Below are 22,389 nucleotides of genomic sequence, written 5' to 3'. Positions count from 1 at the left end.
GTGAGCCCGACCCGCGCAGTATTACGCGGGTTGGGCACCGGTTTACGTTCGAATGGTGTAACTGATGTGCAAAATGATATCGGATAAGGTTTGCACAAGGTCATGTTGCTTCTTATCCGCCGCGACATTCGGGAAGGTCAGTGTCAAACTGGCACTGTTCCCCCCATCGATTGGCAGGCCTTCAAACGGCAGGTATTTACCTTCATTGAAATCCAGCTGAAACTGACCACTGTCGTTCATGCCATGTGAAATGGCGGTCTGGGTGCAACTTTGATGGATCCCATCGCCACTGCCGCTGTACCCCAGTACCGCCTGAATATCCTGATAAGGCCCCAGTAACGCCGGCAATGACACACTTACCTGCTTAATGCGGCGGACCTTACCTTCTCCCACCACGCTGCCCGGATAATCTGACAGAATATCCAGCGCCCCAAGGTCAATGCTCGCTACAAAGGATGCCTCCCCATCTTTTCCTGACAAGGTCAGCTGATGCTTGGACTCCTCAACAGCAAGCTGACGGCTCTCACTAGCCCCTTGAATGACCTCGATGACTTTGTCGTTAAAACTGCTGCCTTGCAGCTCCATCTCCTGCGCCATTGAAACCGTGCGCTTAACTTCCAGGGCCCGGGCGTCCCAGTCAACATAAGCTGACTCCATCTGTGCCAGATTCAGTGCCAACGCCTCACCACATAATAAACCTGCATGATTACTATCCCACGCACCGGGTTGTATGAAGGTCGCGGCATCACGGGTTTCCCATTGGTAAGCCAGCTGCGCCTTGAGGCAACGCGACACGGCAAGATCATAAAATTGATAGAACAAAGCCGCTAGTCGTCCCTGCATCCAAGAATACAATTGCTCATTACTAAACTTCGTCTTCATGAAGTCCAGTTGTGTCTGGGCCTGGGATTGCTGCGTCTCTAAGTAAGATTTTTGCAGTTGGGCCGCTTGGCATTGAATGGTTAAACTCGCCTGCTGCGCCTCTATCTGCTTAATCTCGTGCAGCGCGCCATCACGCTGAATGGTCCACTCCTGAGCACGGCGGCGATATTGTTCACTGGTTACCTTAGCGTTCGCCTTGGTGGTCAGATCGACTGCGCCAGCATCAATGCCATAAGCCGTCGCGTGGCTAAGCGAGCCTATTTGCATGCCACCCACCGCCATGCCAAAGACATTGGGGGTTGCATCAATCGCAGCACCGGCGACACGAAAAGCATTCGATGCCGTTGACATGCTGCCTGAAGCTACATAGTCATCCATCGCCTGCTGCTCTAAATTGCTAATGCCTTCATCAAGTAATGCCTGATAACTATCTCGGTGAGCCTGTGCCCCCGCTAAGCTGGCCTCCAGTGCATGCTGCTCGGCTTGCAACTGTTCAAGCGTGTTTTCCTGCAACTTGATACTACTGATCATCAAGTCTTGTGCCTGCGTCTGTAGCAATACATTTAATGCTTCAACATCCTTGCGCTCCAGAACCGACGTTAAGTTGCCACCGTATTGCACCAGCTGGGCAATCAGGCCACGGGCACTCTCCAGCATCAGCGGAAAACGTTGCAACGCAATACTGATCTTGGGCAAGCTTAGGCCACCAGCACTGTCGACTGCTGCGGCGCTTTGCAGTGCTTTGGGATCTGCCGGCGCCGCATATATTGGCAAGGTCAGTGGTTGGCCGTCAATACTCAGATTATGGCGCAGGTTAAACAGCCGTTGGTTGAGCGTTTGCCAATAGCCTTTGAGCTTCTCGTTTTCAGACGGCAGGAATAACGCCGTTAACGAGTTCGCAGTGCGAGCCTGTGATGTGTCCTGAGGCGCAGAAATCCGTTCCTGCACTGGGGCTGAGCCGCCCGTTAATTGCTCAAGTACATAGAGATTCTGGTTTTGCAACACCTGGCTGGCCGCTGTGCCCAGTGTGGGCTCACTCCAATTACTGGCCAGAGGCAGATCTGGCTCCTCACCCAGCATATTGAGTGCGGTGACATACCACATCTTGGCCTCGGCAAGGCTATCTTTCTCGAGCTGCCGATAAGCCATGTCGCCGCGCGCGATGAGTAAGTCCTGCAGCTTCATGTAGGTGGCGACCTTATAGTGCATCGGATCACCCTGTGCCACAATATCGGGATCGGTACTGTCAGTCTGGGTCTCATCCCAAGCCGTATCTTCCTCTAACGGCCGCACATTCCAATAACGGTCAACGGGTGACGCCGTTATGCCTTCCCCCGTCAGATACCCTTGCGGATTGAACACATATTTTAGCCATTTTTCTGCCTCTTCGAAACTTTGTGCATCGAGTAGCCTTTCGACAACCAGCATGGGGGTATAGTAGAACAACTCCCAGAAATAGAGGCCGTTGGCACCGCTGAAATCCATCGGCTCAGTTGTGTCTTGTAATGCCCGGGCTGAAGAGAGTCCATCAAAAGTCCCCTCGTGATATGTAGACTCCAACTCCCAGCCATGGGGGTCACTGATATCATCTCTCACAAATCTAATATCATCCGTTGTCCCCGATGAGTAAATGGCCCTAATATAGGCTCTATTTTGGTTACCAAAAGAAGAGTCATAGTAACCAAGGAATAGTTTTATCGTGGTTTTATGTTGTTTATTAAGCGTTCCTGAATAAATTGGAAAGTGATCACTATTCTCCCAGAGTTTGATGTACTCAATAGTGACATCCATTTTTGGCCCATGAATCTCTGCATCATAGACATCTAGAACCAATTCCACATAGGTGCCTTCCCCCAACTGAGGCTCTGGTAGTTGCTGCGTTTCCCAACTCAGTACGTTATCCAGACCACTACTGGCTCGCTTGATGAGTTCATTAGCAAATAGGGTATTTAGCCGGGTACGTGTGGGCTGTTTAGTAGATTCTAAGTCCAGATATATTGCTTGGTTATCGTCCTGTACAATCTGAGCAAAATCAGCAGGATTAATATAGTTACCAGCGGTTTGGAATGTATTAAGCGTAAATGTTTGTCTATATATTTCAGTGCCGTTCTTTTTGATAACTAAACTGACTACCTTAGTAATGGGGTCGTTTGGTGGAAGATCAATGAGTGAAATCCCCCGGTTAATATTTTGCGTACCTTGTGGTATCGCAATCTCGGTAGAATTGTTACCATCTTCCCATTGATATGAGTATTGATCTAACGCTTTGCTTCCTGTATTGGACACTTTAAATTTCTGAGTCCAACTTCCTCCACTTTCGTCAGTAATATTAAGAGAGAAGGTTTCAGAGACAGTTTCGTTGCTAACAGACTGCTTGTATGTCAGTGTTCGTGTTATTGCTTCTGCTGGCGTTGACTCTAGCCTTTCAATAACCTCCGTGTCACCTGCGAACTTGATCGTTATTTTTTCTGATATGGCAGTCACTTCATCATAAACATGACAAGTCTTTATGTCTCTTATTACGGTGTGGTCTGGAGTCTGCATATCATCAGTGTCTGTCCCAAAACAAAATATAGCATAGTGATAGCCATTCAGTGGCTTGTCAAAATCAGTTGTTTCATCCATTTCAAGGACCGGTGACTCATCAACAAACTCCAATGCATACTTGGTAAAACTGAACGCATCTGGTTCTGGCGCGGGATTATAAGTCCCAATATAAGTACTCGGGTTAGGTGTCTCCCCATCAGGCCAACAATCATTTATATCCAAAGTACGAAAGACACTAAATTGAATACGTGCGCTTGACCAATCAGGAGCATCTGACATTTTACAGTTCATCTTTATTTTGGGACTAGCACCATCGCCATCAACGTTTGCGCTGCCTGAGCTAATAATATTTGCATCTGTTTTCGTATCAAACCAAATAGGTTCCTCAGGTTTATTAGCAGCTTTAAATATTACGAGATTGGCTTTTGGTGTTATTGCGGGAGTTAAAGTGCAGACAAACTTATCGCCTTCAATGTTGCCTTCTACCGCCACAGGAACTGACACGTCGAACATGTCCCCAGCAGTATCTATAGGATCACTGTCTGGTAAGATTGTCCCCGTTGGAGCTGAAGGTGCTGGTTGATCAAGTGTGATCTCCCCGACAGGACGATAGCTGAGTTCCTGGGGAAGCTTATAGGGATCTACAGCAGCATCAATAAAAGCGGAATTAACCGTTATTGCTGAATTTTCAACGACTACATTTTCAACTGGTTCTGCGGGAGTACAGTTAACATCAAAAGCATTCACATTAATGTAACGGATGACCTTGTTGGGCGTTGACGGGCCATTCAGGTTATTGTAAAACAGACTAAAAATAGCTACAGCTTCATCATTAGTATCCTCTCCTTCATCTTCACCATCAACAATAGGATGATATTGCATACGATTGTCAATATACCCGCCAACCCACTCGCCTAATCCGTCTACTGAATCATAGTCACCGCCATCATTTTCTTGGGTAGGATCATACAGTAGTGCCAGTATGGCGTTTTGTAATGGATGATACGAAAAATACAAATCGAATATCGGGCCCGATGGATCAATTAATCCGGATGGTATACTCAAGGCAAAGCTCATTGCCGGATTCCAGCTGCCATTAATCTTGCGATAGCTTAGCTGCAGTGAGTATTCGTCGATGGTATCAACCACCAAACCCTCTTCGCTAGTTTGTGGCTGCGAACGCAGCTCTACCCACGCAATGTACAGCCGGTCATTGTAGATCACGGGTCGCACCTGATCGCGTACGGGGTAGACTGGTGTATTCATTTCCTCCCATTCGCTCCACGCTGAGGCGACATAGCCTCCCTGACCATCACTGGCTTCAACATCGAGGCTGCGCCAAAAATAACGATAGGGCTGTGCATTGGTCCGGCCGATGAAGTAACTGATGCCCTTGTCTAATTCCGCACCATGGTGATAACCACTCACAATCTTTAGGTTGGCTATGTCTTCAAAACCATCCAGATAGTTGAGGTACGCTGCTTCGACAGAATCTTTGGAGAGCTGACTCTGGCTAATTTCAGATAATAACTGTTGTTGCAACCCCGTTTGATTGTAACGTAATGTCGGATCCAGATAGTTTTCTGGGTAATACGCCAGTTGCGACACACCCGCCCAGGAGCTGTAACGTTTATTATATTGATCCCACTCGACAAAAAAATGCTCCAGCAACTGGCTGCGCTCGACGTTAACCTCAAGCCCCTGTAAGCAGCGATGAATATACAACTGCACGCTGGAAATCGCCTCGGCCAGATAACGGGTCATGATATCTGCGCTCACCTGATTATCAATCAACAGATACTGGAAAATATCGTCTCGCTTATCCAGTTTTACGCCAGCGTTAGACAGAACCGAGCCATACTCTGCCAAAAAATAGGCGCACAATGCAGTACTAAGGGCTTCATCTTGACTGCGGGTTATTGTTGTGTGCAGATCTGCAGGCAGGCCACTGATTATATCGCCAGCCAACGTCTCCCATGAGGAATAACCATCCTCAAACTCAATACTTAACAGTGTATCCGCGATACCGGTCGATATACCCAGTTGTTCCGCCGTTTTCAGCCACACACTGATATTGGCCGCCTGTAATATGTCAAGGGAGTTAACGCTACTATCGATGGCAGCAGCTGCTAGTAAGAGCTCTGACTCCGGTTTGTTGAACAAGCCTGCCAGCTGGCTAATATTAAGCAAGTTCTGGGTTAAAGCACTCAGCAATTCACTGGCGCTTTCACCGACGCCCGTTTGCAGCGTTTTGAAACGACTCATCCGCTGAAGGTTACCCTGAGTTAACGATAAATAAAACTGCTCAACTGGTAGCATGTAGGGTTTATAAACCAATAACGCCAACTCGGGGGCACTTAATGTCCATGTTTTAACAATCAATGCAAGCTGCCCCAGAGCCTGGCAAAAAGTGGCTAAAGCGGCCGTATCGGCCTCTGTGTTTGGCTCATTATCGCAGAATTTAATGATCTCCTGCCAGAATTGCTCGATGGATGTCAGGGTTAACCCTTGCTCATTGGCAATTAAGTCCATCCAATCTTGCAACACGATAGCGAGCTCAGTGCTAGATAGTTTTAGATCACCTGCCAAATGGGGGGCAAAATGCTGCTTCAGAGACGTCGAATCGCAATTATAATCCGTTATTGATTGGTATAAACTGTTGATCAGGTTTTCCATTTCAGGAATAAGGAGCGTTGGGTAACCTTTCCCAATCATGGCTTGTAAAGCAGAAACTGATAGATTTTGTGCCCGTAACCAGCCGATTGTTTGCGCTAATTTAGTCACCATTACGGCCATCTGATCTGGCGTCGCCCGGTATACTTCTCGCAGTGATAAACATCGCCACAAGCTATCAAGTTCAAGTGTCGTGATGTCGAATACTCTGGTTAACAGTGCAACAAAATAGAGATCCGTCAGATTCGTAATGTTGTTTGAAATGTTGACATAATCGTCTGAATCGACAAGCATCGCTGCACGTTGCAGTTCAGCATCGTCCATATTAAATGCTCGTTTTAAAACCGCTCTGTGGAATTTATGCTCTACTTCATCCGGAGTAAAAATCAACTGACCAGATAAAGTAAAGTTTTGCCCTTGTAGTGGTGGGTGATTAAAAAGTGCGTCAAACTGGTTGTGTTCATCGGTCTTAGCGTAGACATTGATCTCACCACCAACGAGGACCACCGCATCGTCTTCACTCACCCCGTAGCGCGACATATACGCCAAGACACGGGCGGTTAACTGTAGTGTCTGCGAGTTGATAGAAGCTTGTGCCGTTTCACCCTGTGACAACTTTATTAAGGTATTGAGTGTCGCGGGGGTTAAGCCCGTTTTTTTGCAGTAGCGAATCACCTTGCTGAGTTTGATTAAATCAGCTGCTCCAAGCGGAGTAAATTTCACGGTGAAATTATTAGAGGCAGGGAGTTTCGCTGGGTACCACCCTCCAGGGGAGTATATATTCGAGTCACCTACGCCTATGCAAAGTTTATGCTCTTCTTTATCTGCACGGAATTCAACTTGTCTAACCCCCTTAATTAAAGGTAATGACTGAATACCTTGATCGTCATCGAAAGTATCAGCCTGATCTCCTGTGATATGTTTTCCATCAATCATGATGTCGACAAAAGTACTGGGAACTCCATCTTCGGTGACTGAAAATGCATTAAACACAATACAGTTATCGTTCATCGACGGTAAGATATTGAGTCGGTCAGTAACAGATTTTTCGGCCTCGATGGATACCCGCGAAAGGCTGTTATTGGCATAGCCAACCCATTCATCAATCGTCAAGTTTAAATATGAACCGCCATATTGGCTTGGAGATGTGAGTAAGTTTTGATGAATGTTGTCTTTAGCTTGAACAGATGAACTATGGTTTTGTACGTTATAACTTTGCCTGAAGCTAGGGAGCGCCATATAACGATTCAATTCATCGTGGCTAATCCCGGTTTTCTGACAAAACACCTCCACCTGTGAAAGCGACGTTACTGTAGCATCCGATCCGAAATGCAATTTAAGTTGGTTATTTAGGCTCCCGTTATCAGTTGGGATTTGGGCTAATAGGGCCTCAACCAATACTGGTGACAGATGGTTAGCAAACGCGGAGAGGGTATTCACGGACACACTGTTGTCAGGCATGGTCGGGGCCAAACAGGCTGCAACAGCTTCAAAGCTGCTGTCTTGCAATTTTAGCGTTGTTTCGATACTGCTAAACGGTGCATGGTAAGGCAAATCAAACGGGTATAATTGGCTAGCGAGTACAGTATCCAATTCGGACTCATTAATACTGGCACGTAAAATATCATTAGACAGTGCCAGCGTGCTGATTTCAGTGTCCATATTGCTCTGGCTCAGCGATAGGTTCTGAAGGTCGGGGCGACGGTTGTCCAGGTGTTGCAATTGCTCGCGGTTATGCAACTGCCGCCCTTCACGGTAAAGCTCGGTGAGGTAGGCGGCCGGTGAGAACATCGACGCTACCGAATTTTTAGGCACGTATTCATCTGCTCGCTGACTAAACAGCGTTTCGTAGTCCCGGTTTTCTTGCCGCATCGGATTGTGAGCTAACCGCAAGGTGTTGCTTAATTGCGGATTGGCATGGCTGATAACTTTTCGTTGATAGGCCTTTAATTGTTGCTTCTGACGCTGTGCAATTTGATAAATCTTTTGGGTTTCACTCAAATTCAAGTGCTGACGACAAGTTTGCCTGAAGGTGTCAAAAGACTGTTGGGCAATATCCGGCAAGGAGGGGTAACCCAAAGGTGCCAGTACATGGGCATGAGTGTGATACAAATTACGTGAAGATTTAATTGCTTTCATATTTATTCCTTAGCTTTTCCGGCAACAAAAATGATTGATTTCAAGTTCGATTTACTTACATTGAGATGCCGTGAACCGGCGGTATATCGACCATAAGAAAATGCACCGCAGCTCGCGTGTATGGTTTGGTTACATCACTGACTCTTACTGTTAACACACTGAACACTCGGCGCTTTTTTCGCCTTGGTTCGATTAAAACGGGTTTAACTTGCTCTGTAACGTGAAAACATGTGATTCATCATTGATCATGAATCGTGGGGGCGACGGGCGAGTGATTTTGGTTTCACAGGGCGGTGTTATCCCAGAGTGTTTGAATATCAGTCAACCATGAGTCACGTTAAATAAGGTTATGCTGCGTATGGGGGCATCAGATTAGAGAGGGGAATAGCAAAAAGTAACTGATCGGTTAGGCGGTTGACCAGCGGGGTAACATTTTGACTTAATTGAGCAAGCGAGTTGATCATAAAGGACTGGTTAGTGCTGTGATCTAGGCCTTACAAGGGCAGTTGATGCAATGTGTAAGCCCTGTTTGTGCCCCAGTTAATTGACTTGGCGTCGAAGCCGAGCGGGTGACAAGTATTGGCAAGGGATGATAACCGTCAAAATCATTGACTTTAGGGACTGAGTGATGGTCTCATACCTTCTGGTAACACATTGATCATTTTACTACCCGAATCTTGGTCGTCAAAACATCCAGTTCCCTATCCCCATTACTGATACTTTGTCAAAGACCCACTAACGGTTACATGGGGAGAGGGAGTAGGCGTAATGTCTGGCATCAACTCACTGCACCAGGTTCAGCCTACCGGTTTTTATCGCCTTTATCTTCGCACTTTCAGTCCTTAGCTGTCGGATATACTTCCTCGTTAATCTGGAACTCAGTTCCATGATGTTGGCTCTGGTATGGATAGGGCAGCCTTAGCATTGCAGATAATGATGCCTAAAATGAGGAAGTGATGGTTGCCAGTGGAGGGGAATATTCACCGAAATAGGTCACTAAAGCTGGGGCACAGCAGGTCACTCAACTATTTTGCCTTCACATGCTAAAGCTGGGTAAAGCGTTGAGAGGCAAATACCATTGCGGCAGATTAAGTCAAAACCTCTGCTCTCATTATATTGCTAATATCTACTATAAATCAAATGGTTATAATTTTTGAAAGGTGATTTATCTCTTTATCTCTTTATCCCTTGCTTTATGTGTGTTTAGTTCATCAGTTTTACTGATGAACATAAGATCATTCCAGTCATGAAAACGGCGCATAGCGTGGAGATAAAATACTTAAGCACAAGGCACTAGCTAAGCCAAAAGTAGCTGATCTCGATGTGTTGGCTCTGTTGGGTAAAGTAAACAACGAGCCTGAGTTCATTGGGGCTAGGTAGTCACTAGGCTACAACGGTAACCAGCGAGTGAAAAGTGCCATGTTGATCATAGATTGTGCGTGTTAGTGTCGGCGTTGTTACTGTTTGAACCATTTGTCGTGCTCAAGGAATGAAAGGAAGACTGTAAAGAGGGACTTAATATGACGTCATTGGCTGTACCAGTGAGGCAATAACAACGTGCCAGTCGGGGCATGGGTCCTTGTATGAGTCACTTAAGATGGAAATGCACCGCGTTTTTCACCTGAGAATGGTACTGAATGACCGTGGGTGCCGGTGGTCGTGACTTGCTAGATCAGCAGCATACGCCAATAACCCCCTAGAGTGGTCACAGTATTGACGTAACCCAAGACAGGACGGGCAACTTTTGAAGTCAATGATGATTGGCAAGGGCCTTCTAGGGGGGGATGTGCTTGCATCACCTAAGCTGATGTCGCTGCGATTCAACATCCTGATAATGCATTTGCAGATCATGGCTTATCACAACACAAGTAACGTAGTCCTTCAGATGTTTGGCTGTGATTGATCACAATAAAGCCTGCCTGAAGGGTCAGTACCTCCCCCCCCATATCCCTCGTTATTATATGCGCGTCATTCGATGCTCCCTCACTATTAATGACGATTTTTAACACATTCAGGCGTACAGCACACATCAATAAAGCGAACCGTAATAATCAGTTCATCGCTTTTTTCATGATTGGAAATGAATCATATGTTTTTATGTTACTTCGCGGGCTAAGCAAGTTATTAATCGAACCGGCTACTAAGTCATAAGCATCCATGGTTAGGTCGTATTTCAGTAATCTCTTGGTGTTCTCTTTCTTTATAACCGAGCAAGACTCGTGGCCCTTGGTGCATTGACTAAAGCCCACTATAGACCTCCGGTCCAAATATCTGAATGTCAGTAATGTGAACGCAAAATCAATCATTTTAACTAGTTAGGAAACTAAGGATTTACTATGAAGACAGGTTTAGTAATGCAACTATGTCAACAGCATGCCCACATACTGGAACCACTGGGCTATTCGTTGCCAGTGGATATTGCTCGAGAAAACTTTACCACGTTTAGACAAGCGTGCAGTCGCCACCTCAGTTGGCGTGAAACCCGCGAGTTATATCGCCAGTCGCAGCAGTATGTCGCCAGTTTGAAAGCTTATCATCGCAAAATTTTTACCCATGCCAATCCCCAGCTGACACAGGCCGTGCATTTAGCCATTTCCCCCGTAGCATACGACAGCCGTGACTATGAACAGCTATTTGGCCAGCGCGCAGATGCCTATGTGAAAACCAATTCGGTGGCATCAATGTTCTCGCCGGCGGGCTACCTTACCGAGCTCTATCGTGAAGGCAAAGCCCTGCATGCAGAAGGGCATCAGCTGTACTTGGATACCCGCAGGCCAGACTTGTTATCATTGAGCTTGAGTCAATCCAATCTCGACACCGAAATAAGCACCTTAGCATTGTCTAACGAGATCTTGACCAGTGCCATTGACGCAGACGATATCGACACCACATTCACCCAAACCTTCTATCCTTTTGACCTGCCTTACCATGCCCCCTATAGCACTTTGGAGTTTGTGTTTAACCTGCAAGACAGTAGCTTTGAAACCATCGCTGAACCACTGGCGTCCAGTATGGCCAATCTTACTCCCGCGGTCACTCGGGCGGCTTTTGCCAATCATTTATCACCGACGCTGGCGCAGGAACTCATCACGCCCATTCCGAGTAGCACCGATGAGCTGGAAACGATGCTACTGAAGCACTTTGGGACTGCTGATGCAGTATGGCTAGCGGATGTGGAGCATTTCTGTGAACAAGTCGGCATTGTTCAAGATGAACTGAGCACTTACACTGACTTAAGCACCTTTTCAGACAATGACTCCGCCGCGCTCATCGACCTGAGTAAGCGCATTCGCTATAGCCAGCTTTGTGGCCTCTCCCCTTCAATATTGGATCGCTTGATTGCACTCTCTGGAGATGGCAGCACACTGCCGTCTCCTATTTCGGAGACCACGCTCTCCTTCACTGCACGCGCTTTACTGTACCGTGAGCGTTTTGGCCTGAATGAAGCTGATGCTGTGGTGCTGGTAGGCGGTGATATCGACAATACCCCGGTACCAGAGGGCCAATTGAATCAATTTGACAGTCTGTTTAACACCCCGCCACTTAATGACATTGTGTTTACTACGGACGACACTGAAGACAGCATCAATTTTGATCCATCAGATACAACATATGTACAGGAACGAGCGGTATTGAAGCGTACGCTTGGTGTCGATGATGCTGGTCTGCTGGTACTGGCACAAATTGCCGATCATGATGATCTGGCCTGGCCGCGCAGTCTCTCCAATATCAGTATGCTTTACCGTATCGGCCTACTGGCTCGTGTTCACGATCTGACGCCGCAGGCGCTACAGGTCTTACTGCAGCTTAATGGTAAAACCGAGAACCTACTCGAACAAAACGGCATCCAAGCGGGTGACTTCACTGACTACCTCGACGCCGTGTACACCAGTCATCAAAATTTACTTGCGCAGCAGCTTACGGTTACAGCGGTAGACGTCATGACCACTTGTCACTATCCAACCGCAATGACGCCTGAAATTGATAATTTTTTGCAAATGTTGTATCACGCGGGGCAAAGCGCTACACCAGACAATCGCAAGGAGATACTAGCGCCCTCTATCGCCGCAGGCCTTGGGTTGGCCGATCGTGAAATAGCCCTCTTGCTGGAAGACTGGATCGAGCAAATCGCAACAGAGCAGTCACTCGTGCTCACCGATATCGAAGCCTACTGGGCAGAGATTGTCGTTTATTTCGATCAGCTGCCGCTGACGTCAGCCGACACCGAGAGTTTGGCAGCCTTTAGCCATGCGATGGCACAGTTGGCGCAGATAATTAAAACTTGGAAATTGTCTACCGCCGAGTTGTCACTGTTGGTGGATCATCCAGATACATTACCGAGTGAAACAGCAGGCAAGCTGTCGCTAACCCTGTACAATTTGCAACACATTCACCAGTTTAAAACACTGCAACAAGCTGTCAACGAAGGCGTGAGTGAATTACTCAGTGCGTTGGCTGACGATCAACTAGAGGTGTCCACTTTGGCACGCTTACTGGATCAGCCACAAGAAGAAATCCAACATGCAGCAGATGCGATTGGTGCGAAGAATCAACCGTTAACGGCGGTACAAGGTGCACAAATCGTGGACTGGCTGAATATCGCGTCGTCACTGGGGGTATCCGTAGCAAGCGTGAACAGCCTATTAACGACTCAAAGCACTCAGAGTTTTGCTCACTGGTTAACGTTGGCAGGTGACTTCCAGGCAGGTTTGCAAGACAAGCAGACGGTAGAGCTCAGTCAACAGCAAGATGAAGCACGAAGCACTGCACTGTGTGCTATTTATCTCGTCGATAAGGCACCAACCCTTACCAATGTCACCTTGAAAGATCGTGATGATGTATTCCAATACCTGCTGATTGACAATCAGGTTAGTGGACAGATCCAAACAACACGTATTGCTGAGGCGATAGCCAGTGTGCAGCTTTATATCAACCGCTGCCTGCAAGGCATGGATCCGGATATCAATCGCAGCCTATTGCAAAATGTTTTTTTTGTCGAATGGGATCAATATAACAAGCGGTATAGTACGTGGTCAGGTGTATCACAGCTTGCCTATTATCCAGAGAATTATATAGACCCCTCTTTGCGTTACAACCAGACCAGCCTGCAGCAACAATTGGTCACGGAAATCAGCCAGAGCCAGCTTTCCAAAGCCTCCGTTGAAACCGCCTACATGAACTATCTCGATAATTTTGAAGATATTGCTAATCTGAAAGTCATTAGTGGCTATCATCACGGTGCGGCATTCATGGATGGCATGACGTATTTCATCGGCAGGAGTCATACACTCCCTTACCGCTACTTCTGGCGCAGTCTGAACCAGTCCGGTGGGACTGCCGGACAATTTTCCGCTTCGGCATGGAGCGAGTGGGAAGCCATCAATGTGCCCATAAATGCCGTAGATGAAGAAATTCGTCCAGTCATCTTGAATAATCGATTACACATCGGCTGGGTGGAAGCCCAAACGGTTGAATCTGATTCGAGCGAAGCGGGATCTCCAGAGACGAAGTTGCAGTACACCTATAATTTATCCTATCGGAAAATCAATAATAGCTGGAGCCAACCCCGCAGTTTTAATTGGTCGGCTGATATCGCTCCGACTGATGGCAAGCCGCCAATCAGTAATTATCTGACCTATAACTCAGAATGGGACGCGATGCTGGTGGTGTTTTACGTGCCTGAGGAGGTGGTCACCTCGGAAAGTTTGTCTTATAAAAAACTCGACAGTGCCTTAAATGAAATGGACAGTGATAGTGAGGATATTGAGACGATCCTCACATTAATACAGCACAATTTAAACAACAGCCCCGACCAGAACAAGCTCGCGAATCTTATCGGTTCATTGTCGTACCAGGCCTCATCATCGCAGATTGGCCAGCCTTCCGGGTCTCTTGACGACTCTGTGACGTTTATCAATAAGCAAATAAGTGCTGAAATTGATAATTCCACCACGCCGCCTCGCTTGCTTGCCCGTGGGGATGTTGAGATCAATTATGCTGACGACTCGGCGTCGGTGAAATCGGTCGGGGATGCGACTTTTTATAATCTGCTGGGGGCTCCTGCACTTATCATTAGCACGTCAACTGATTATACCCCTCTCATTGATGTCACCGTGGGGGAGCCAGATCTCGGGATCCGTATTGAGGGGATTGGCGATTTTGCCTACTACCGCGCACATGTGTCCATGGATCTTACTGCCATAGAACTTAACGAATACGTGGATGCCGGTTCCTTGGATGCGGCCTTTTCAACGTACGCCAGCGACACCATCGGCTCAGGGAAATGGGTGGTTGATCGCAATGAAACCTTCGAGTTGGACGAACAAGGTTCAGATGATGATAGTACGCATCATGCGATAATGGACGCTTACACGGATTATAGAAATTGCTTGGCCGTCGAAAATATTCAATCTACAGAAGACACCGTCACCTTTGATTGTATTGTACCCGTTCAGCTATTGACGGGGGCAAAGGCCAATGCATTTTTCTATACCACAAAAAACACTGGTAACGATGGCGATTTCTATACTGAAGATTGGGAGATAACCGACAACTTCACGCTAGATGAGTACCCATTAGATAACAGCACGATAACCACTCCTTACTTTGAATTTGGTCAACTCCGAAAAGAGCTGGAGTTTGGTCGCAATGTAATATCTGGTGTTGCCGCTGAATGGGATATAAGAGGCGGCACTTTGGTCAAGGAGCTGTCGCTCTATGTCCTTTCTCCTGGGAAGAAATACAGCGAAACCTATCAATTTACAGCATCGCTAGAAAGTAATGGCAATACTGACTATGGTGAAATCATCTCGGATAGCGAGAGGAAGTCCATTTACATGGCGCTCAGTAACTATCCATTACGAACCCGTCTCAACACCCTCTTTGCACAAGATTTGATTGCTAAGGCCAATATTGGCCTGGACATGGTGCTCAGTTGGGATACCCAAAATATTCAAGAGCCACAATTAGGCGCTGGCGGATATGTTAATTTAACGTTTAGTCCTTACGATAGCGACACCCATGGAGAGGGAAGTGACGTCACGGTGTATTTCATCAACCAGAGTAATGCAAGTGCTGGTGTGGAACTAATAACAGGCAGTCTGTCGGATCAATCAACCAGCATGCGTGTGTTTTTACCCTGTGAGCAATCTGAAGCAGTACAAGACGTGGCTTTGGGATTTGAGTATTCAAACGGTAAACTCAGTTTTGAGGATGAGACGCAGCAGTTCACCTTTGCCGGTGACACCTTAACTGCATCTTCAGGCAATCTCAACAGAACCCCCGGATTAGCCGACTCCAATGTGCTGTATAACAATACTGAGCCGATGGATTTTAATGGTGCCAATGGTCTCTATTTCTGGGAGCTGTTTTATTACACCCCCATGCTGGTCGTGGAAAAGTTGCTGCAGGCGAAAAACTTTGAAGAAACGACACAGTGGCTAGCCTATGTCTTCAGCCCACAAGGCTACAATATTCCTGCTGAGGGGGAGGGGCTGCGCTTATGGAATGTCCGTCCTCTAGAGGAGGATACCGCATGGGATGTCACGCAGATCGACAGTTCTGATCCCGATATCGTGGCCCAAGGTGATCCGATGCATTACAAAGTGGCCACCTACATGAAGATGCTGGATCTGCTGATCGCCCGAGGCGACATGGCCTATCGGCAGCTGGAGCGCGATACCTTAGCCGAAGCCAAGATGTGGTATGTCACCGCGCTCAACCTGTTGGGCAAAGAACCCGATATTCCACTCAGCGGCAACTGGAGTGATCCGACCTTGAGTGCGGCTGCCAGTGATACAGCGCACAGTCTGGCGACCATCGAACAGCTGATCGCTGGTCAGTCTGCTACACCGGGGGCAGAGACACGTAACGCTAACTCTTTGACCGCGCTGTTCTTACCGACGGAAAACACCAAGCTTAAAGGCTACTGGCAAACCTTGGATCAGCGCCTGTACAATCTGCGCAACAACCTGAGTATTGATGGTCAACTGTTGACGCTGCCGATATATGCCACCCCCGCTGATCCTAAAACACTGCAACATGCCGCCGCAGCTGCCAGTAGTGGTGCGGGGAGTTTACCTGGCACCAGTATTGCCATCCAGCGTTTTCCTTTGATGCTCAATGATGCGCGCAACCTGGTAGCCCAGCTGATTCAATATGGCAGCTCACTCACGACGGCATTAGAACGTAAAGACAGCGAGGCGCTGAACACGTTGTTGGATACACAGGCGCAAGATCTGCTGCGCCAAAGTCTGCAGTTGCAGAACAAAACGTGTGCACAACTCGAGGCCGAGCAAAATACACTGTCTGCCAGTCTGGCAGGCGCGTTGGCACGACGGGAGCATTATCAGCAACTGCTTGATGAAGGCATTAGCCGCGCAGAGCAACAGTGCATAGACGAACGTATCACTTCCGGTGCTTTGACTACGTCAGCTAATGCTATGCGCACGGCGGGTGCTGCCATGGATTTAGCCCCTAATATCTTCGGCATGGCCGTGGGTGGCTCGCGGTGGGGTGCGGTTACCACGGCGATGGCCTTTGGCATGGACGCATCAGCAGCCGGGTTGGTCACCTCTGCTGAAGCACGCTCGACGTCTGAGCAATATCGCCGCCGTGCTCAGGAATGGACCATTCAACGCGATACCGCTGAGCATGACATTCAGCAAATCGAAGCGCAACAAGCCAGCCTAGCCATTCAGAGCGAAGCCGCCCTGCTGCAAAAAGGTTATGTGGAAACGCAGCAAGCGCAAATTCAGGTACAGCTGGATTTCCTCAAAACCAAGTTCAGCAACGAGGCGCTTTACAGTTGGATGCAGGGCCGTCTATCTGCCGTGTTCTATCCATTTTACGACTTGGCTATCGCCTGCTGCTTGAAAGCGCAGCTGGGTTACCAATGGGAAACCAGTAGTGCCACGACCTTCATACAACCCGGCGCGTGGGATAGTAATCATGCGGGCCTTCAATGTGGTGAGGCGTTGGCACTGAATCTGGCACAGATGGAGTCAGCTTATGTTGACTGGGACGCCCGGGCCCTGGAAGTTAAGCGCACGGTTTCAATGGCGCAGGCGATGGGGTTGGATAGCGCCGCGTTCAATGCAGAAGTCAACAAGGTGCTGGATGAGACGGTGTCAACGTTAACGCCGCACACCCTGGCATTGAATACTGACAAAACGGTGTTCATCGCTAGCATCGACCTTGAGGCGCTGGATATCCTGTCAGATTATCCGGACAGCGTGGTGGGGACTGATAAGGTTCGCCGCATTAAGCAGGTGAGTGTGTCATTGCCAGCGTTACTGGGGCCTTATCAGGATATTCAGGCGGTACTGGGGTACAGCGCCAGTGGCGGTGGGATCCATCAAAGTTGCATCCAAACCGCCATTTCACATGGCATGAACGACAGTGGTCAGTTTCAGCTGGACTTTAATGAAGGTAAATACCTGCCATTTGAAGGCCTGCCAATCGATGGGGGGAACAGTGCCAGTTTGACACTGACCTTCCCGAATGTCGCGGCGGATAAGAAGCAACATGACCTTGTGCAAACCTTATCGGATATCATTTTGCACATCAGTTACACCATTCGAAAGTAAACCGGTGCCCGGCCCGCGTAATACAGCGGGTCGGCTTATGATTTGTGTACCCACCTCAGCATGTATGGAGGTGGCCCTGAGTTTATTGACGCTTATTCGGCGCGTGCTACATGCCCAATAAGCGCTGTAGGAGTTCGTATGTCACAACAAACAGCCAATTTGGCGATCAATCCTCCCCAACTCCCCCAGCAGGGAGGCACTATCAACACGGCGCAAACCACCCCTGGTCACGCCGGGCCAACGGGGGATCTGCAATTTTCCATCCCATTGCCGGTCAGCGGTGGACGGGGCTTAGTCCCATCACTTGCCCTCAGCTATCAAACGAGCCAGGGCAATGGCCCCTTTGGCGTAGGGTGGCAATTGCCCCTGCTGTCAATTCGTTTGCACACCAAGCACGGCACCCCGCAATACGATGATACCGACCGCTATGTCGGCCCGAGCGGTGAAGTGCTCGAGCCTGAACGTGATGAGGTGGGGGGGATTGTGAGCCAGACTTGTAATTCATTCGGGACGACAGCGATTGATGAGCATATAGTGGTTAGTTATCGCTCCCGCGTCGCCGGAGGGTATGAGCGTTACGAGCGTTGGCAATTAGCGAGTGATGCCGCCCAGATCTTCTGGCTGGTGTTTGGCCTTGATGGTTCGCTTCATTGTCTGGGGAAATCTGCATTAGCCCAAACCGCGCTTGATGGACGTATTGCACAGTGGTCAATAGAGGAGAGCCTGTCGCCTCAGGGCGAGCATATACGGTATGTGTATACTGCGGAAAACAGTGACGGGGTGGATACAGAACACGCGCCGGAGGATATGAGGCAACGCGGCGCATTGTCCTATCTGACCCAGGTGCTTTATGGCAATGTCACCGCGTCTGATGCACTGTATTGTTTGAAGGATAACTGGCCAGATGATAAAACTGGCTGGCTGTTCAGTGTGGTGCTCGATTATGGTCAACGTAGCCAAGATACCAGCCAATCACCTGAATGGTCTACAGAGACGCCATGGCCTGCGCGACAGGATCCGTTTTCCGATTACCATTACGGTTTTGAAGTACGTTGTCACCGTCAGTGTCACCAAATCTTGATGTTCCACCATTTTGCGGATGAGTTGACTCATTCCCCCATGTTAGTGCGTCGACTCATGCTCGGTTACGATGACAACCCGGTGCTGAGCCGGCTAATATCGGCCCAGGAATGGGCCTATGGCGAAGACAGTAAACACCAGCCCCTGATTGAATTTAACCCCGCACTGCAGATAGGGTATCAGGCCTTTGTGTTACCTGACGCGTCAGCGTGGCAGACCCTGGCACCGACCCCGGGGATAAATGAGTCGCCCTTTTACCAGTTAGTCGATCTCTACGGCGAGGGGGTATCCGGTGTGCTCTATCGCTCAGGGACCGACTGGCGATATCGCGCCCCCCAACGTGCAGAAGTGGGCGGTGACGCCATTACCTACAGCGAGTGGCATTCAGTGGCATCAGTGCCTACTTTGCAAGATGGCCGACAAGTGTTGACCGATGTGACCGGGGATGGGCGTCTTGACTGGATGGTGCTCCACCCTGGGCTGAATGGATTTTTCACCTTAAACGATGATAAAACCTGGCAGTCGTTTACGCCATTTTCAGCGGTGCCATCGGAGCTGTTAAGCGGTGAAGGTATGTTTGCTGACATCACTGGGGCGGGGTTAGCCGATGTTGCCGTGATTGGCCCTAACAGTGTGCGCTTCTACCCCAATACCCGACGGGGCTTTGCGCCTGGTCTACACGCCTCGCTCGACTCACTGCACACGCCTTTGCCCATCCAAGGGCGCAACGCGCGCACCCTGGTGGCCTTCAGCGATATGCTCGGGGCCGGACAAGCTCAGCTGATTGAAGTTGATGAGGGCAGTGTACGTTGCTGGCCTAACCTGGGGCAGGGGCGGTTTGGCGAGGCCATCACGTTAAGCTGGCCTGGGGTCGAAAACTTCCAACCTGGGCGCTTATACCTGGTCGATATCGATGGCTCTGGCGCCAATGATTTAATCTACGCCCAGACCGATAAGCTGACGGTGTTTTGTAACCAATCCGGCAACGGCTTTGCCGCGGGCCTGGACCTATTTTTACCTGAAGGGGTGCGCTTTGATGATACCTGCCAGCTCACCTTCGATGATTTACAGGGCACCGGTGGCATGGCGGTGCTGCTCAGTGTGCCACATCTGGCCCCCGCCCATTACCGTTTGACGCTGAGTGCTGCCAAGCCTTATCTGCTCAACCAACTGGACAATCAATGTGGGGCGGTGAGTCAGGTCACTTATCGTCACTCCGGGCAAGAGTGGCTGGATGAAAAAACGCACACCCCGCAGGCGCACTGCACCCTGCCCATTCCCTTGTATCTGGTGAAACAGCTGACGCAAGTTGACACGATCACCGGCAATCAGTTGACCCAGCACTTCGTCTATCGGCAGGGGCTCTATGATGGCCTCGAGCGTGAATATCGAGGCTTTGGCTATGTGGAAAGCCTCGATACGCAAGTATTGGCCTCTCCTCGCCCGGATACGGATACCCCGCCGCTGCAAACCTGCCGTTGGTATCATGTAGGCCAATCGCAGCCTCAGGCACCTGCTCATTGGCTTGGGGATGATGCGGCCTATGGCTTGCAAGACACCGCCTTATCTGGCTGGAATGCACCACTTTCTGCATCAGAGTCATGGTGGGTCGAGCGCGCCTTAACCGGTTCGCTCTTGCGCGAAGAGGTGTATGGCCTTGATGACAGTGCGTTACAAGGGGCCCCGTATTCGGTGCAAAGCCTGCGTTATCAAGTGGTACAGTTACAAGCGGGGGCAGACGACACGGCTACGCCGACATTGAGAGTGCAACCGTTGGAGCAGCTAAGTTATCACTATGAACGCATCAGCCACGATCCGAGTTGTCAGCATAGCGTAACCCTGGCTTTTGATGAGTATGGCGCTCCGACGCATGAGATCACGGTTAACTACCCGCGGCGGGCAGTCGGTGAAGGTGTCTGGGATGCGATCTACCCTGTCGCAGACAAGGTCGATACCGATGAGCAACAGTTTACGCTTAGACTGAATGAAAGCCTGAGTGCTTACCTTCAGCAAGAGACGGCGTGTTATAGCGTGATAGGGCTGCCTTTCGAGAGTCGCAGTAATGTCATTGAAGGGCAGGGCATTGTGGTGCCGGAGGGGGGCTTCAGTGTGGAAACGCTGCAGGCGCTGGTGGACTCGGGTCTTCCTGCCACGTTTGCAGGCCAACAGCAGATCCACTATGTCCAGGAGGAGGGGGACGTCGATTTCTCCTACCCGCCCCGGGTCGAGTCTGTGGCGGTGGCTGCCCTCGATGAGGTGGCGTTAGCAGCTTATGCCGACGTGCTGTCAGCCACGGAACTGGCTTCTGAGCTAGTCGCGGCGGGGTACCTGTTTGCCCCTCGAGTGCTGCCGCTTGACGCGGACAATAGCGTGTGGGTCGCGCGTCAATCGTATACGCGTTATCTCGAAGCGGAGGCCTTTTATTTGCCGGTGGCGTCGCGGACAACACACTTGGTCGAAGAAAGTCTGGTGACGTATGACGCCTATTATGTCGCCGTCACCTCGGCGCAGGATGCGCTTGGTAATGTCAGCACGGCGACGGTGAACTATCAACAGTTGCAACCTCATACGCTCACCGACGTCAACCTCAATACACAACAAGTCGCGGTGAGTCCTCTGGGCGTGCCGGTAAGCAGCGCCTTTTATGGCAACGAGGGCGGGGCGTCTACCGGTTTCCCTCCGCTCGCTGACAGCATCATGGCGCCGCTGGATGTCACCACCTTGATAGAGGAAGCGGGGACCGTTAACCAACAAGAGGCGACGCTGTTTGCCCGTAATACACTCAGCTGGCAATCAGAACCATCATTGCCCCTGCATCAGGTGGCCTTGATCGCAGACGATTATCCAGAGGTGGACACGCAACAAGTACAGGTGCAGCTCGCTTACAGTGATGGCTTTGACCGGGCCTTGCAAAGCGTGCAAAAAGTCGCCCCCGGGCGCGCCTATCGCCGAACGGCAGAGGGTGAGCTGGAGGTGGATGAAAATGGGCAATTAATTGAGTCACAGACGGAGACTCGCTGGCAGGTGAGTGGTCGGGTGGAATACAACAACAAGGGACAAGTGGTGAGGCAATACCAGCCGTACTTTGTAGATGACTGGCGTTATGTCTCCGACACCGCCATGCGGGCTCAGGGGGTTGCCGACACGCATTACTATGACGCGCTGGGGCGGGAGGTCAAAGTGGTCACTGCCAAAGGGTTTGAACGCCGACAGTATTATACGCCCTGGTTCACGGTCGCAGAAGACGAGAACGACACTTGGTCTGAAGTGACAAGCGAATCACGCTAACTTAACACCTTAAGGTGCCGCTCACCGGTATCTTAAGGCCTTCACAGGAAAACTTATATGAATAAATCCACCTCCCCTGACGTGTTCAGAGGCACACCGACTATCTCGGTAATTGATAACCGGGGACTGGCGGTACGAAATGTGCTGTACAACCGCCAAACTGCATCCAGTGAGCTGGACTGTTTAATCACCC

3 protein-coding genes are annotated in these 22,389 nt (G+C 49.5%); 2 read left to right on the top strand and 1 reads right to left on the bottom strand.

The genetic code is table 11. The features are described 5' to 3' along the window. Positions 1 to 42: 42 nt before the first annotated feature. Positions 43 to 8,241, bottom strand: a complete 8,199-nt coding sequence (locus tag FS373_RS17570; RefSeq protein ID WP_152829994.1) for a neuraminidase-like domain-containing protein — start codon at positions 8,239 to 8,241, stop codon at positions 43 to 45. A 2,336-nt stretch (positions 8,242 to 10,577) separates the two neighbouring features. On the opposite strand from FS373_RS17570, the gene FS373_RS17565 reads away from it, so the two are divergent. Beyond that, positions 10,578 to 17,828, top strand: coding sequence for a neuraminidase-like domain-containing protein (locus FS373_RS17565; protein ID WP_152829993.1), 7,251 nt, complete (start codon positions 10,578 to 10,580; stop codon positions 17,826 to 17,828). Between the two features lie 138 nt (positions 17,829 to 17,966). After that, complete coding sequence (locus FS373_RS17560; RefSeq protein WP_194165876.1) at positions 17,967 to 22,196, top strand: SpvB/TcaC N-terminal domain-containing protein; 4,230 nt, start codon at positions 17,967 to 17,969, stop codon at positions 22,194 to 22,196. Positions 22,197 to 22,389 lie beyond the last annotated feature (193 nt).

The sequence above is a fragment of the Shewanella sp. YLB-07 genome (assembly GCF_009377275.1).
The sequence above is the reverse complement of the archived record's forward strand: the minus strand, read 5'-3'. Positions and strand labels throughout refer to the sequence as shown.